12 protein-coding genes are annotated in these 14,309 nt (G+C 55.5%); 4 read left to right on the top strand and 8 right to left on the bottom strand.

The window, feature by feature from the left end; all coding sequences use genetic code 11:
• Position 1 precedes the first annotated feature (1 nt).
• From BLP53_RS08780 to glyQ, 5 genes are read right to left on the bottom strand one after another with little or no spacing between them, the layout of a single operon-like run.
• A complete protein-coding gene (locus BLP53_RS08780; protein ID WP_091471773.1) occupies positions 2-715 on the bottom strand; it encodes a M48 family metallopeptidase in 714 nt (237 codons plus the stop codon).
• Positions 712-1,425 carry a lysophospholipid acyltransferase family protein gene (locus BLP53_RS08775; RefSeq protein ID WP_091471772.1) on the bottom strand — a complete coding sequence of 238 codons (714 nt, stop codon included), beginning with the start codon at positions 1,423-1,425 and terminating at the stop codon, positions 712-714. The genes BLP53_RS08780 and BLP53_RS08775 overlap by 4 nt, the downstream gene beginning before the upstream one ends.
• Complete coding sequence (gene gmhB, locus BLP53_RS08770) at positions 1,425-1,967, bottom strand: D-glycero-beta-D-manno-heptose 1,7-bisphosphate 7-phosphatase (protein WP_091471771.1); 543 nt, start codon at positions 1,965-1,967, stop codon at positions 1,425-1,427. Before gmhB ends, BLP53_RS08775 begins: the two co-directional genes overlap by 1 nt.
• A gap of 25 nt (positions 1,968-1,992) precedes the next feature.
• Positions 1,993-4,092, bottom strand: a complete 2,100-nt coding sequence (gene glyS, locus BLP53_RS08765; RefSeq protein ID WP_091471770.1) for a glycine--tRNA ligase subunit beta — start codon at positions 4,090-4,092, stop codon at positions 1,993-1,995.
• The gene (glyQ, locus tag BLP53_RS08760) at positions 4,089-5,030 is read right to left on the bottom strand and encodes a glycine--tRNA ligase subunit alpha (RefSeq protein WP_176755257.1); all 942 of its coding nucleotides are present in this window, start codon (positions 5,028-5,030) and stop codon (positions 4,089-4,091) included. Before glyQ ends, glyS begins: the two co-directional genes overlap by 4 nt.
• Before the next feature lie 153 nt (positions 5,031-5,183).
• On the opposite strand from glyQ, the gene BLP53_RS08755 reads away from it, so the two are divergent.
• The 4 genes from BLP53_RS08755 (at position 5,184) to BLP53_RS08740 (ending at position 11,130) form a co-directional block, all read left to right on the top strand.
• Positions 5,184-5,615: a hypothetical protein gene (locus BLP53_RS08755; protein ID WP_091471768.1), complete on the top strand. Its 432-nt coding sequence runs from the start codon at positions 5,184-5,186 to the stop codon at positions 5,613-5,615.
• Positions 5,616-5,758: 143 nt separating this feature from the next.
• Positions 5,759-6,955, top strand: coding sequence for a TolC family protein (locus BLP53_RS08750; RefSeq protein ID WP_245652738.1), 1,197 nt, complete (start codon positions 5,759-5,761; stop codon positions 6,953-6,955).
• On the top strand, positions 6,952-8,040 hold the full coding sequence (locus BLP53_RS08745; protein ID WP_091471766.1) for an efflux RND transporter periplasmic adaptor subunit: 1,089 nt from the start codon (positions 6,952-6,954) through the stop codon (positions 8,038-8,040). The genes BLP53_RS08750 and BLP53_RS08745 overlap by 4 nt, the downstream gene beginning before the upstream one ends.
• Before the next feature lie 3 nt (positions 8,041-8,043).
• Entirely contained in the window at positions 8,044-11,130 is a 3,087-nt protein-coding gene (locus BLP53_RS08740) for an efflux RND transporter permease subunit (protein WP_143001360.1), read from the top strand.
• A gap of 487 nt (positions 11,131-11,617) precedes the next feature.
• Here BLP53_RS08740 and lnt read toward each other — a convergent pair whose 3' ends face one another.
• The 3 genes from lnt to BLP53_RS08725 are packed head-to-tail and all read right to left on the bottom strand — an operon-like array spanning position 11,618 to position 14,309.
• Positions 11,618-13,171 carry an apolipoprotein N-acyltransferase gene (gene lnt / locus BLP53_RS08735; protein ID WP_091471765.1) on the bottom strand — a complete coding sequence of 518 codons (1,554 nt, stop codon included), beginning with the start codon at positions 13,169-13,171 and terminating at the stop codon, positions 11,618-11,620.
• Positions 13,093-13,926 (bottom strand): ChbG/HpnK family deacetylase, encoded by an 834-nt coding sequence (locus BLP53_RS08730; RefSeq protein ID WP_091471764.1) that lies wholly within the window; start codon positions 13,924-13,926, stop codon positions 13,093-13,095. Before BLP53_RS08730 ends, lnt begins: the two co-directional genes overlap by 79 nt.
• Before the next feature lie 8 nt (positions 13,927-13,934).
• Positions 13,935-14,309, bottom strand: coding sequence for a GtrA family protein (locus tag BLP53_RS08725; RefSeq protein ID WP_091471930.1), 375 nt, complete (start codon positions 14,307-14,309; stop codon positions 13,935-13,937).

Genomic DNA, 14,309 nt, shown 5'->3' with positions numbered 1-14,309 from the left:
GTCAGGCCATGCGATGCAAAATCGCAGACAAGGCCTTGAGTTCTTTTTCGGCTTGCAGGTGATGGGGAAACAGGCTTTCCTGTACGGCATAGAACCTGGCGGAATGGTTCATTTCCCTGAGATGGGCCATTTCGTGGCAAACCACATATTGAATGATATGCGGCGGTGCTTGTATCAGCCGCCAGTTGAGGCGGATTTGCTTGCGGCTGTTACAGCTACCCCAGCGCGATCTGGCATTAGAAAGCGCAACAGAAGTAATCTTTTCGCCCATCTGCGCAGCGATCAACTCAACCCTGCGCTTAAAATCCGGCAACGCCTGCTGCGCATACCATTGCAGCACTTTGCGTGCGACGAACGCTGGCTGGTCGCTCTGCGGCGACCGGACCAGCAACTGGTTGCCTTGCAGTGTCACCGCTTTATTGGTGGCATGCTGTTGCAGCGTCAGCACAATATCCTGCCCCATAAACAGCAAGGGTTCACCATCCAGCCACTGCATGGGCGCCACCTGGTTCGCTTCACGCAAAGCCAGTTTTTGCTGTATCCAGCCCGATTTTTCCAATAAGACTTGCTGTAGCTGCGTGGCTGAAATACGTTTGGGGGCATGCACCACCAGGCCATTGGCCGTGATTTTAAGGCCTATGGTTCTGCGTGCACGCAGGTCGAGCAGGTATTGGATGCTTTGCCCATTGGGCAATTGCAAGCGTTGCTCGATCACAGGTTTAACATCTCGGCTTCAATCCAGTCTTCGACCTGTTTATTGATAGCATCTGGCTTGAGGCCTTTGGTATCAATGGGCTGGCCAATGACCACCTGGATGACGCCTGGATATTTAAGGATGGAATTTTTGCGCCAGAAGCGGCCAGCATTATGCGCCACCGGCACCACGGTAGTTTCGCTATGCGATGCCAGCCAGGCACCACCGATGTGATACTTGCCACGCTGACCAGGCGCCGTGCGGGTGCCTTCCGGGAAAATCACCACACTTAATCCCTGTCGCAATCTGTCTTTGCCATTGTTGACCAGTTTCTTCAATGCCTCGCGACCAGCACTGCGATCAATCGGAATCGCATCCAGCGCCCAAAATGCCCAGCCCAGGAAAGGAATCATCAGTAATTCTTTTTTCATTACCCAGATTTGCGGCGGGAAAATACACTGCAACCCTATGGTTTCCCAGGCCGACTGATGTTTCGCCAGGATAATATGCGCACCGGCAGGAATATGTTCACGCCCGGTCACCTCATAACGCAGATTGCACGTCACTTTGAGCCACCACAACACGCCATACGCCCAGCCACTGACCCAGCGCGAACGCGTCACTGCCGGTAGCGGCGTCAGCAAAATCGCCAGTAAGGAAAATGGAATCGTCAGTGCAACCAAGCCGGTATAAAACAGCAAAGCCCGCACATACAACACGGCTTTCTGCATTATCTGTCACCTGCAATAATGTCTTGCACAGCCGCTGCCAGATCGGCAACCACGATGGTATTCTCGGGGACGTCAGACAGGTTATAGGTTTCTTCACCTTTCCCAGTACGCACCAGATAAGGCTGGCAGCCGGCGTTGGCAAATGCCTGCAAGTCACGCAGTGCATCGCCTACACCGGGCACTTTATTCAACTCGATGTTAAAACGGCGGCTGATTTCTTCCAGCATGCCAGTTTTTGGCTTGCGGCAACTACAATGATCATCGGCCGCATGCGGGCAATAAAACACCGCATCAATACGGCCACCTACTTGTGCCAGCGCTTTATGCATTTTGTCGTGAATGGCATTCAGCGTGGCCATATCGAAATAGCCACGCGCAATGCCCGATTGATTGGTCGCCACTGCCACGCGGTACCCATGCTGGTTGAGCAGCGCAATCGCTTCCAGGCTGCCAGGAATCGGAATCCACTCATTGGGATTCTTGATAAAGGTCGCGCTGTCGCGGTTAATCACGCCGTCACGGTCAAGAATGACTAATTTCATGCATAAACTCCTGACGGCAACTTGATCAACTTGCCAGTTTGGACAAATCTGCCACGCGGTTCATGGCCTGGTGCAGGGTTGCCAGCAGGCCCAGGCGATTGGCCTTGAGTGCAGGATCATCGGCATTCACCATCACTTCATCAAAGAAGGTATCAACCGGTGCCTTGAGGTTTGCCAGTGCCTGCAATGAAGCTGTGTAATCGCCAGTTTCAAACAGCTGGTCGGCTTTAGGCTTGGTTGCAGCCAGCGCCTGGTGCAGGGCCTTCTCGGCAGGCTCTTGCAGTAACTCAACCTTTACTTCGGCTTTTACTTCGCCTTCCACTTTTTTCAGGATGTTAGATACGCGCTTGTTGGCAGCTGCCAGCGCAGGTGCTTCCGCCAGGTTGGCAAATGCCTGCACTGCGCTTAAGCGGCGTGGCACTTCGGCTAATTGATTCGGTGACAATGACAGTACCGCATCCACCTCTTGCGCGCTCGCCCCCTGGTCACGCAGGTTCACGGCCAGCCGGTCAAAGCAGAATGCCTTGATGGCTTCAGCTACTTCCTGGCCACCATTAAATACGCTCAGTGTTTGTGCGATCAACTGGTCAAAGGCCAATGGCAAGTCGGTTTCCATCAGCATGCGCAAAATGCCCAGTGCCTGGCGACGCAAGGCAAACGGATCCTTATCCCCAGTCGGTTTTTCACCGATGCTGAACAGGCCCGCCAAAGTTTCCAGCTTGTCCGCCAAGGCCACCACCACACCGACCTGGCTACGCGGCAGTTCGTCACCGGCAAAGCGTGGACGGTAATGATCTTCAATCGCATACGCCACGTCATCAGCCATGCCTTCGTGCTGGGCGTAGTAACGACCCATGATGCCTTGCAGCTCCGGGAACTCACCGACCATATCAGTCAGCAAGTCAATCTTGGACAAACGTGCGGCTTGCGCCACTTTGGCGACAAAACCGTCACCACCAATGTGCTGGGCAATGGCAGAAGCAATCGCCACCACGCGCGCATTGCGCTCCCCTTGTGAACCCAGCTTGTTGTGGTAAACCACTTTACCCAGGCCAGGCAAACGGCTTTCCAGCGTCTTTTTACGGTCCTGGTCAAAGAAGAATTTGGCATCGGCCAGACGTGGACGCACCACGCGCTCGTTGCCACCAATGACCTTGCTGGCATCGGCCGGGTTGATGTTGGATACAATTAAAAACTTATTAGTCAGTTTGCCGCTTGCATCCAGCAACGGGAAATATTTCTGGTTGGCCTTCATGGTCAGAATCAGGCACTCTTGCGGCACCTGTAAAAACTCTTCTTCAAACTGGCCCAGCAATACGTTAGGGCGCTCCACCAGCGCAGTCACTTCGTCCAGCAAGGCATCGTCATCAATCGGTTTCAAGCCTTGCTTGGCGGCCGCAGCTTGCAGTTGCTTCACAATCTCGGCACGACGCGCATCAAAACCGGCAATTACGGCACCTTCATCATTCAATTGCTGCGCATAGGTGTCGGCAGAAGTAATCGTGACCACTGGATTTTTTGCTTCAAAACGGTGACCTTGTGTCGTATTTCCAGCCGTTAAACCCAGCGTGGAAACAGGCACGATTTCGCTACCATGCAAAGCCACCAGGCCATGCGCCGGACGCACAAAGTTCACGCTCTGCCAGCCATCATTAATCTGGTAAGTCATGACCTTGGGAATAGGCAATTTGGCCAGCGTCTCATCCAGCGCTTTTTGCAGGCCTTCCTGCAAGGTGGCACCTGCTTGCGTCGCATCCAGGAACAACACATCCGCCTTGCCATCATTTTCTTTGCGCAGTTTGGCAACGGCACTTTCATCTTCGCCCAAGGCCTGCAATTTTTTCAGCAAGGCTGGAGTGGCATGACCATTGGCATCCAGGCCAACCGTCGCTGGCATCAGTTTTTGCGCGACTTGTTTATCGGCCGCTTTTGCAGACACCTGCGTGATATGCGCCGCCAGACGGCGCGGGGATGCAAAAGTAGTCACCGCGCTGCCATCCGCCAACAGGCCGGAGGCTTGCAGGCTCTCAGCCAGCACACCACTGAAAGACTCACCCAGCTTTTTCAATACCTTGGGCGGCAGTTCTTCTACAAATAATTCAACTAACAGGTTGCGGGTACTCATGCGGCGGCTTTCTTGTTTTGTTCGGCTTGTTCGCTCTCAAGTTTGGCGATAACTTCATCAGCCCATTCTTTTGGCGCCATCGGGAAGCCCAGGCGGGCGCGGCTATCGAGGTAGCTGGCAGCCACGGCGCGGGCCAGGGTACGGATACGGCCAATGTAGGCCGCACGCTCGGTGACGGAAATCGCACCACGCGCGTCGAGCAGGTTAAAAGTGTGTGCCGCTTTCAGCACTTGTTCGTAAGCAGGCAAGGCCAGCTTCACTTCCATCAGGTGCTTGGCTTGTTTTTCGTGCGCATTAAACGCCGTGAACAGGAAATCGGCATCGGAATGCTCAAAATTATAAGTCGATTGCTCAACCTCATTCTGGTGGAACACGTCACCATACTTCACACCCGGCGAATATTCGAGGTCATAGACATTTTCCACGCCTTGCAGGTACATGGCCAGGCGCTCCAGGCCATAGGTGATTTCACCGGTGATCGGTTTACAGTTGATGCCGCCCACTTGCTGGAAATAGGTGAATTGTGTCACTTCCATGCCATTGAGCCAGACCTCCCAGCCCAGGCCCCAGGCGCCCAGTGTCGGGTTTTCCCAGTCATCCTCTACAAAGCGGATATCGTTTTCCTTGAGGTTAAAGCCCAACGCTTCAAGCGAGCCGAGGTACAGTTCCAGGATATTGGCCGGGGCCGGTTTGAGCACTACCTGGTATTGGTAGTAATGCTGCAAGCGGTTAGGGTTTTCGCCGTAGCGGCCATCTTTGGGGCGGCGGCTGGGTTGCACATAGGCAGCCTTCCAGGGTTCAGGGCCCAGTGCGCGTAAAAAAGTGGCGGTATGGCTGGTGCCTGCACCGACTTCCATATCGTAAGGTTGCAGCAACGTGCAGCCTTGTTTGTCCCAGTATTCCTGAAGCTTTAAAATAATCTGTTGAAAGGTCAGCACCATGACGCCTGATCGGATTGATTGTAAAACGAATATTTTACCTGATTCAGACTAGGTTAAGAAATCGCATTGCTGTCCCGTTAAGAGCATGAGATGGGTTTTTTACGGTTTTTTGCGATTGTGGCATCCCGCAAAATTTGATAGATTAGGCGCATGAAATCCTACCGCACATGGGTGTTGTTGCTGACGTTATGGTTTGCCTTGCTGCAAACCATTGCGCCACTCTTGCATGCCCATGCTGCAGGCGATACCGCTGCCGATGATGGCCCGCACATGCATATGGTCGATATTCCGGCCTTGCATACAGAAACGGAAGCATCCAGGCATCCGTTTCACTGGCATATGCACTCAGGAAAATCGCATGGGCAGATCATAGAGTTGGGCCAGGCCATCAGTGAAAGCAATACCTTATTATCGCTGATTGATGCGCACGCCAATTTTTTCGTAGCCATCCTGCCCGGCCTGCTCTTGCTGTCATTGTGCCTGCTGCTGCCACGCCGCCAGTGCCAGCGACCGCAGAACGATCACCCGCAACACGCCTTTCCCCTCACGCGCCACAGCCCGCGCGGCCCTCCACACGCCTGAACATTCACCTGTTGCACCGGCGGCATTAGCCATCGGTTTGCCTGTTTTGTTCAGGAGTATGTATGTTTCATTTATGCAGGGGGGCGTATCGCTTCCTAATCATATGGTTTGCATGGCTCACGGTTTGCCATGTAGTGCCTGTCATGGCCGAAAGCATGAGCCAGCAGGGTAATGACCATAACGATACCGTTTCAGCCAATCCACATTTAAGTTTGCACCAAGTATTGCAGCAGGTAGTGGCTATCCATCCGCAGCAAGCCTTGCTGGCCGCGCACCAGCACATGGTGCAGGCACGCAAGATTATGGCCAACAGCTGGCTGCCACAAGCCCCTTCGGTGGGATTCTCCCACCAGAACGACGCACTGCTCAGCAACCGCGACGAGCGTGAGTGGCAGGCGCAGGTACAAATCCCCATCTGGCTACCCGGGCAGCGGCAGGCGCGCGGTCAGGTGGCCAGCCTGGCCGATGACAGCCTGTCGCAAGACCGCGCTGGCTTGCAGCAACTGGCCGCAGACCTGTTACGCAATGCCGTGTGGGAGATTGCCATGCGCCGCAACGATGTCGGGCTGGTTGAAAACCGCCGTAACACCATGCGCAGCATTGCCGAAGATGTGCAGAAACGCTTTAAGGCAGGCGAAGTGGCCCGGCTGGATATCATGCAGGCCGAGCAGGAAACCCTGCAGGCCGAACGCCAGCGCGTCACGGCGCAGGCCGAACTCATGCATGCGCAATTCCGTTACCAGCAACTCACGGGGCTCAACGAAATGCCAGCCAGGCTGGAAGAGCCGCTGTCCACTCGCGAAGATTATGCCGACTCGCCTTACTGGCAAGCCGCGCAAGCCAGGCTCAAGCTGGCAGAAGGCCAACGCGACCTGACCATGATAGAGCAGCGGCAGAATCCGCAACTCACGCTCAGCACGCGCACTATCCAGGGTGGTTTTGACTATGCCTATAACGCCAGCATGGGCGTGGCTATCAATATTCCGCTGCAAAGCGAAGTGCAGCGCGCGCCCTTGCTGGCCAATGCCGAGCAAAACATAGGCGATGCGCGTACCCAGCTGGAAACCTTGCGCCGACAGTTGGAGAACAACCTGCACGAAGCCGAGCATAACCTGCATGTCAGCCGCCAGGAACTGACACTGATCCAGCAACAGCAAGCCATCGCCAGCGAGAATGCCAGCCTGGCCCGCAAAGCCTATCGCCTGGGCGAACTCGATCTCAACCAATTATTACGCCTGCAATTACTGGCCTTTGAAGCTGAACGCAGCTTGAGCAGCCAGCAGCTACAAGTGCAATGGAACATTGCCAGATACAACCAGGCCGTAGGAGTCCTGCCATGAAAAGAATTCTTTTTTTAATCAGCTTGTTTTGCCTGTCGCTGAACACCTCAGCAGCCACCCTGTTACCGCTCTCACCGGCACAATTGAAACAGATGCAGGTGCAATGGGGTCATTTACAACCCCAGCAAGAGGGCCTATCCGCCAGCTACCCGGCAGAAGTGGTGTTACCGCCGACGCAAACCCGCGTCGTCACGGCGCCACAGGGCGGCTTGATTACGCGACTCACCGTCAGCGTGGGCGACACCGTCAAACAAGGCCAGGTCATCGGCCAACTCAGCAGCCCGGACCTGGTGGCCTTGCAAAGCAACTATTTGCAGAGTGACACCCAAGCCAGGTTGCACGAGCAGGCGCTCAAACGCGATCAGGAATTGTTTAAAGATGGCATTATTGCCCAGCGCCGCCTCCAGGAAACACAAAGCGCGTATGAAACCAGCCAGGCGCTGATGCACGAGCGCAAACAGACCTTGAAACTGGCGGGCATGAGTGAGCGCCAAATCCAGCAACTGGCGCAAAGGCGCAGCATGCAAAACGGCATGGCGATTATCGCGCCTATCAGCGGCCAGATTATGGAGCAACAACAGCCAGTCGGCGCGCGTGTGGATATGGCGATGCCGATCTACACCATCAGCAACCCGACACCGCTATGGCTGATGATACAAGTGCCGATCGCACAGGCACAGCAACTAAGCCCCGGTGCCATGGTGCGCTTGCCCAAACAAAACCTGACCGCCAGGGTCGATACCGTGTTGCGGCAGTTGAACAAAAACAACCAGACCACACAAGTGCGGGCCTCTATCAGCCAGGGCGCCGAACAATTATCCGTCGGGCAGATGGTCGATGTGGCGCTGGTCGAACAGACTACGCAAGGCAGCTTTGCCGTGCCCAGAAGCGCGGTCGCCAGGCAAGGCGAGCAAGCGGTGATATTTGTGCAGCAGGCCAGGGGGGTGGCCGTGACGCCGGTGAAAGTCATGCTGGAACAAGACCAACAATTAACCGTACAAGCAGACTTGCGTGGCAATGAGGCCATCGCCGTGCAAGGCGTGGCCGCCTTGAAAGGCCACTGGCTTGGCTTGGGCGGGGAGTAGCACATGCTAAACTGGCTCATAGAAACCTCACTCAAGCAAAGGTTGCTGATCTGCGTATTCGCCATCGGTTTGTTGTTCGCAGGCTGGACCGCTTATCAAACCATCCCGATTGACGCTTTTCCGGACGTCTCGTCGACGCAGGTCAAAATCATCATCAAATCACCAGGCATGACGCCGGAAGAAGTTGAGGCGAGGATTACCGCACCGGTTGAGGTCGAGATGCTTGGCATCCCCAAACAGAGCAGTTTGCGCGCAGTCGCCAAATACGCGCTGACTGACATCACCATCGACTTTGAGGACGGCACGGACATTTACTGGGCACGCCAGCAAGTCACCGAGCGGCTGAATAACGCCTGGCCCAATTTACCCGACCAAGTATCGGGCGGCATTGCGCCCATGACCACACCGCTGGGTGAGATGTTTATGTTCACCATTGAATCAGACAGCCTCAGCCTGCAGGAAAAACGCTCCCTGCTGGACTGGGTCATCCGTCCGCGCCTGCGCACGGTGCCCGGCGTCGCCGACGTCAATGCGCTGGGCGGGCTGGTGCGTAGTTTTGAAATCGTGCCCGACAATGCCAGACTGCAGGCACGTGGCATCGCCCTCAGTGAGTTACAACAAGCCATCAGCGACAATAACCACAATGATGGCGCAGGCCGCCTGCAAGATGGCGAAGAGTCATTGCTGGTGCGCGCCGAAGGCGCCTTCAAGACGCTGGACGATGTGCGCAACACCGTCCTCAAAGGTCACCAAGGCAGCCCGGTACGCATAGGTGATGTAGCGGAAGTACGTATCGGCGAACTAACGCGTTATGGCGCCGTCAGCCGCAATGGCAAAGGCGAAGCTGTCGAGGGCCTGGTGTTGGGCCTGCGTGGTGCCAACGCACGGCAAGTGGTAGAAGGCGTGCGCGCCAAGCTGGCGGAAATCGCGCCAGCATTGCCCAAAGGCGTCAAGATTGAAGTGTTTTACGACCGCGGCGACCTGGTCGAACGTGCCGTACACACCGTGAATAAAGCATTGCTGGAAGCCATCGTGCTGGTGCTGGTATTACTGGTATTGTTCCTGGGCAACCTGCGCGCAGCGCTCACCGTGGCCTGCGCGCTGCCATTGTCCATGCTGGCGACGTTCTGGCTGATGCAGCGATACGGCATGTCAGCCAACCTGATGTCATTGGGCGGCCTGGCGATTGCCATCGGCATGCTGGTCGACTCTGCCGTCGTGGTGGTGGAAAACATCGTCGAGCATCTGGTCCACGCGCAACAAACACCTGCCCAAGGCAAGCTCAGTATTATCCTTGCCGCCATGCGTGAGGTCAGCGTCCCCGTCAGCGCAGGCATCGTGATTATTATTACGGTGTTTTTACCCTTGCTGACCTTGCAAGGACTGGAGGGCAAACTGTTCGCGCCGGTTGCGTTGAGCATCATGTTTGCGCTGGGTTCCTCGCTGCTGCTATCGCTCACCATCATCCCGGTGCTGGCATCCTTCCTGATCCAGGGCCATGCCGCTGAAGAGCCATGGCTGATCCGCCACCTCAATTGCTGGTATGCCCGCAGCCTGAGCACCACCATGCAACACAAACGTCCCGTGCTACTGGTAGCGGCCATCCTGCTGGCGCTGACAGTCGTGGTCTACCCACGCATAGGCAAAACCTTTATGCCGACCATGGACGAAGGTGATGTCATTATCGGCACCGAAAAACTGCCGTCTATCGCCTTGTCGCAAAGCGTGGCCACGGATAGCCATTTGCAACAAACCCTGTTGCAACAAGTACCGGAGATCCAGGGCGTATATTCGCGTGCCGGGTCGGATGAGCTGGGGCTGGACCCCATGGGCATCAACCAGAGTGATAATTTCCTCGTCCTCAAACCCCGCGACCAATGGCAGGTGCCAGACAAGGCCGCCCTGATCGAAAAACTGCGCAAAGTCATGCAGAGCGTCCCCGGACTGGATTACAACTTCACGCAACCCATCGAAATGCGCGTGAATGAAATGATCCTTGGCGTACGTGGCGACCTGGCGTTGAAAATCTTTGGTGCCGACCTCAATGTACTTAACCAGAAAGCGCAGGAAATCATCAAGGTGCTGGAATCCGTGCCCGGCAACCAGGATGTCTACACGCCGCAAAACAGCGGCGTGCAATACCTGCAAATCAGGATAGACCGTGTGGCCGCTGGCAGGCTGGGACTCAGTGTGGCCGATATTAACGCCCTGCTGCAAAGCCAGCTCGAAGGCAAACCGCTGGGCATCGTGCTAGAGGGCAACCGTCGCACCCCGGTATTGCTGCGCGGTAGCCAGGTTGTACGCGAATCCGCCTCGGACTTCAGCCAGCTCGTGCTCACGCTGCCGCAAGGTGGTACCGTGCCGCTCTCCAGCGTCGCCAATATCGTCCGCGAAGAAGGCCCGGTCAAGATAGACCGTGAACGTGGCAATCGCATGGTCGTCGTCACCGCCAACGTCAAAGACCGCGACCTGGTCAGTTTTGTTGAAGAAGCCCGGCAGAAAGTCGAGCAACAAGTCAAATTGCCAGAAGGCTACTGGCTGGTCTGGGGTGGCCAGTTCGAGAACCAGCAACGCGCCGCGGCACGCCTTAGCATCGTCATCCCGATCGCCATCGTCCTCATCGCCCTGCTGTTATTCATGACTTTTGGCTCCCTGCCCAAAGCGTTACTGATACTGGCCAATATCCCGTTCGCCATGATAGGCGGCGTATTTGCGCTGTGGCTGTCAGGAGAATACCTGTCAGTGCCTGCCTCGGTTGGCTTTATAGCGCTGCTAGGCATTGCTGTGCTCAATGGCGTGGTCATGGTGAGCCATTTCCAGCATCTGGCAGCACAAGGCATGCAAGCCAGCAACATTGCCTATGAAGGCGCCAGGCGACGGCTGCGGCCCGTGCTGATGACAGCCAGTATTACGGCATTTGGATTGATTCCATTGCTGTTTGCCACGGGGCCAGGGGCGGAGATTCAACGGCCACTGGCGATTGTGGTGATTGGTGGGTTAATTACGGCAACATTTTTGACGTTGTTTGTATTGCCGATTTTGTATCAGCATTTTTTTGGCAATGAGGAAACGGAACCCGTCAGAAAATAATTCTTCACTAACAACATCAAAGTTTGCAAGGTCTCAACCTGTGGTTTGCTGCTAACAACCAAAAATGGTGGCGCTCACTGGGTTTCAGGGGCCCCATCTGCCGCGCCGAGTAGCGCAGGCAAAATAAGGTGAAGGGAGCGTCTGTCCGAATCCCGCGGTGGGCTGCGGGGTGGGCAGCCCGCTAGGTTGAGTTTCGCGACCGCTTATTTTGACGGGCAACGCAGGGAACAAGCGGAAGTTGGGGTGTCCTGTTCTTTGCCTTCTTTCTTATGGACAAGCATAAGAAAGAAGGTCGCCTACAGACGAAACGCATGCTCTCAACAACAAAAACCAATTCTATTAGCCGCCGATGAACGCAAATACACGCAGATAAAAACAGATTCAAAAAACCTAACAATCAACCAGTGGTTCAATTGCACCCTGCCTGGATTCTGGCCTGCGCCAGAATGACAGGCTTACCTCACAAAGCAATCACAAATAAAAAGAATTACCTTCTAAACCCAATCCACAACAACCCACCAACACTCAACACCAGAAACGCCCAGTTCCTCCACCAAACATAAGGCGTCTGTCCACGATAACTCTGCGCTTCACCCGTTAATATCACCGCCTGGTCATGTACCGCATGCTGCAATACCTGGCCATTCTTATCGATAATCGCCGTCGCCCCGGTATTGGTACTGCGTAACACCATACGCCCGGTTTCCAGCGCGCGCACCTGGCTGAACTGCATATGCTGCTCTGCCGCAAACGATTGCCCGTACCAGGCATCGTTGCTGATATTCACCAGTAACTCGGCCTGCGGCAGTTGCCGGGCAATCTCCTCACCGAATACATCCTCGTAACAGATATTCACACCAACTTTTTGCCCGGCGATAAGCAGGGGCTCTTTGGAAGTACCGCGGGATAAATCACTAAGCGGCATATGCAACCAGTCGCGGTAAATCCAGCCGAATATGCTTTTAAGGGGGATATACTCCCCAAACGGCACCAGGTGGCTTTTAGAATAGGCTTGCGAAGGTGATGCCCCCAGGCTCAGCGCACTATTGAAGTATTCACCCTGCCTGGATTCCACGACCCCGACCAGCAAATCACCCTGCTGCTGCCGGGCATGTTGCTTGAGCGCATCCAGGTACGCTGGGGCCAGTTGTTCCACCAAAACGGGCAGCGCGGTTTCGGGCAATACAATCAATTGCGCCTGCGCCTGCCTCACCATATCCAGATATTGTTTCAGGGTCTGCTCGGCATGCTCGGGAGACCATTTGATGGTCTGGCCGATATTGCCTTGCAATAACGCGACGCTGACAGGCGGGCCGACGGGTCGGGTCCATGGCACCATGGTCAGCGCGCTGCCCCCTATCAGCAAAACAGCCAGGATAACCGCAGCAGGTACACGGTCACGCTGCATGGCAATCGCTACGATATTCGCCGCAACCAGCATGACCAGGGCTGAGACACCGTATACGCCCATCACCGGCAAAAAACCCGCTAGCGGGCTATCAGGCGCCTGGCTATAGCCCAGCGTGAGCCAGGGGAAACCGGTGAAAATCCAGCCACGCACCCAGTCTGAGAGTGCCCACAGCACGGGAGCCGTCCACAACAGCTTGCCCAGGCGTGTTGCCAGGTAACCGGCCAATGCCGGGAACAATGCCATAAATGCACACAGGCAGAAGGTACTAAATCCGGCAAACCACCATGGCATGCCACCAAAGGTATGCAGGCTGATGTAGATCCAGTAAATGCCTGCGCAATATAGACCAAGGCCGAAGGCGAAACCTAATTTAAAGACTTGCCCGGCGGTACTGGCGTGTTGCCATAGCCATAGCAATATAGCCAAAGACAGCCATGGCAACCAGAATAAATAATAGGGTGCGAAACCCAATACCGTGAGTGCGCCGAGCAAGACGGCGAGGATGGCACGCTGCCAGCTTGGCGCAGATTGCGCCCAATGAATCCACTTGTTCAATGCGACCCTTTCACTGCTTGAATATCGGCTTGCGACAGCCAGGTAGCAAAATCCGCAGATTGCATCACTTGCCATTCAATCACCCTGGCATTGGCAATCGCATCCTGCTCATCCACCCCATTTTCAGGGTTGGATGGGTGGCACATTAGTACTGGCGGCAGACTGTTCCCCTGTGCATGCACATATTGATGCAACTGCCTGGACCAAGTTGCCCAATGCGCCTGGTATGCAGTCATATCCCCCTGGAAATCGTACACCCCCAGCAAACACGGTGAAACGCGGAAACCGGCAGCCGTGGCTGCGCGCTGTAAAGCACTGGCACCCAGCCAGTGAATCATGCGCGCCTTGAAACCACTCCCAGCCGGCGGGCTGGAGATACGTAACCACGGCCGTTGTGATGCAGGCATCGCCCCATAGCGCTGCTGCATTTCCGTTAATAGCGCATGCCGGATGACAGGCAGCTGATGCACATGCAGGTGGCCATCGACATAATCGGGTGGCGTGCCGGTCGCCTGCTCAAAGGCATCCAGTTGCTGCCGGATATTGGCACGTATCGCGCTTGCATCGAGTAACCGCAATAAACTGCGTAATACCAGTTGTGGATGCGGCAAGCGGATAGTGCGGGAGAACTGGGTGAAGTCCAGGTGCAGGCCGATATCGGCTCGGGCACGAATGCCCGCGGTTAGCTGTCCGGCGCTTTGCCGCCATGCAGGACTCAGCGTCATGCAGGAGGTGGCGGTGACGATACCTTTTTCAATCAATGCAAGAATCGCGGCATTGATCGCCGCAGATTGCGCAAAGTCATCCGCACAGATAATGACCTTAGCCATGGCATCCTTTAAACATGGTGAAACGCCCAGAATCGACTTAATAGCCAGGTGCTGGCTGCCACTACCACCATAATGGCGCCTAACACAAGCCAGAACGGCAGTGACGTGTAAGTAAGCACCAACCACAATAATGCCTGGTTCCCGAGGAAGCCCAGCAAAGCAACGCTAAAAAACCTGGGAAAGGCTTGCTGATGGCTGGCTTGCGTGCCGCGGAACGACCACACGCGATGCCCGCTATAGCTGACGGGGAATGCGCAAAAGAATCCCAGCCAGTTGGCATTGGCCGGTTGCAACCCCAGGCCATGCGCAAGTAATGCCACCACATAATGCACACCCGCGGCCAATGCGCCGACACCGATAAAACCCAGGACCGAAGCACGCAT

The sequence above is a fragment of the Methylophilus rhizosphaerae genome (genome assembly GCF_900100975.1).
GTDB lineage: Bacteria > Pseudomonadota > Gammaproteobacteria > Burkholderiales > Methylophilaceae > Methylophilus > Methylophilus rhizosphaerae.
Note: the sequence above shows the minus strand (reverse complement) of the source record. Positions and strands in the feature narration are given on the sequence as shown.

What these genes read in the sequence shown, in the direction of transcription:
- glyS (WP_091471770.1), bottom strand. Translation starts at nt 4,092, where the DNA reads ATGAGTACCCGCAACCTGTTAGTTGAATTATTTGTAGAAGAACTGCCG.
- gmhB (WP_091471771.1), bottom strand. Translation starts at nt 1,967, where the DNA reads ATGAAATTAGTCATTCTTGACCGTGACGGCGTGATTAACCGCGACAGC.
- BLP53_RS08740 (WP_143001360.1), top strand. Translation starts at nt 8,044, where the DNA reads ATGCTAAACTGGCTCATAGAAACCTCACTCAAGCAAAGGTTGCTGATC.
- lnt (WP_091471765.1), bottom strand. Translation starts at nt 13,171, where the DNA reads ATGGCAAGTGATGCAATCTGCGGATTTTGCTACCTGGCTGTCGCAAGC.
- BLP53_RS08730 (WP_091471764.1), bottom strand. Translation starts at nt 13,926, where the DNA reads ATGGCTAAGGTCATTATCTGTGCGGATGACTTTGCGCAATCTGCGGCG.
- BLP53_RS08775 (WP_091471772.1), bottom strand. Translation starts at nt 1,425, where the DNA reads ATGCAGAAAGCCGTGTTGTATGTGCGGGCTTTGCTGTTTTATACCGGC.
- BLP53_RS08750 (WP_245652738.1), top strand. Translation starts at nt 5,759, where the DNA reads ATGGCCGAAAGCATGAGCCAGCAGGGTAATGACCATAACGATACCGTT.
- BLP53_RS08755 (WP_091471768.1), top strand. Translation starts at nt 5,184, where the DNA reads ATGAAATCCTACCGCACATGGGTGTTGTTGCTGACGTTATGGTTTGCC.
- BLP53_RS08725 (WP_091471930.1), bottom strand. Translation starts at nt 14,309, where the DNA reads ATGCGTGCTTCGGTCCTGGGTTTTATCGGTGTCGGCGCATTGGCCGCG.
- BLP53_RS08745 (WP_091471766.1), top strand. Translation starts at nt 6,952, where the DNA reads ATGAAAAGAATTCTTTTTTTAATCAGCTTGTTTTGCCTGTCGCTGAAC.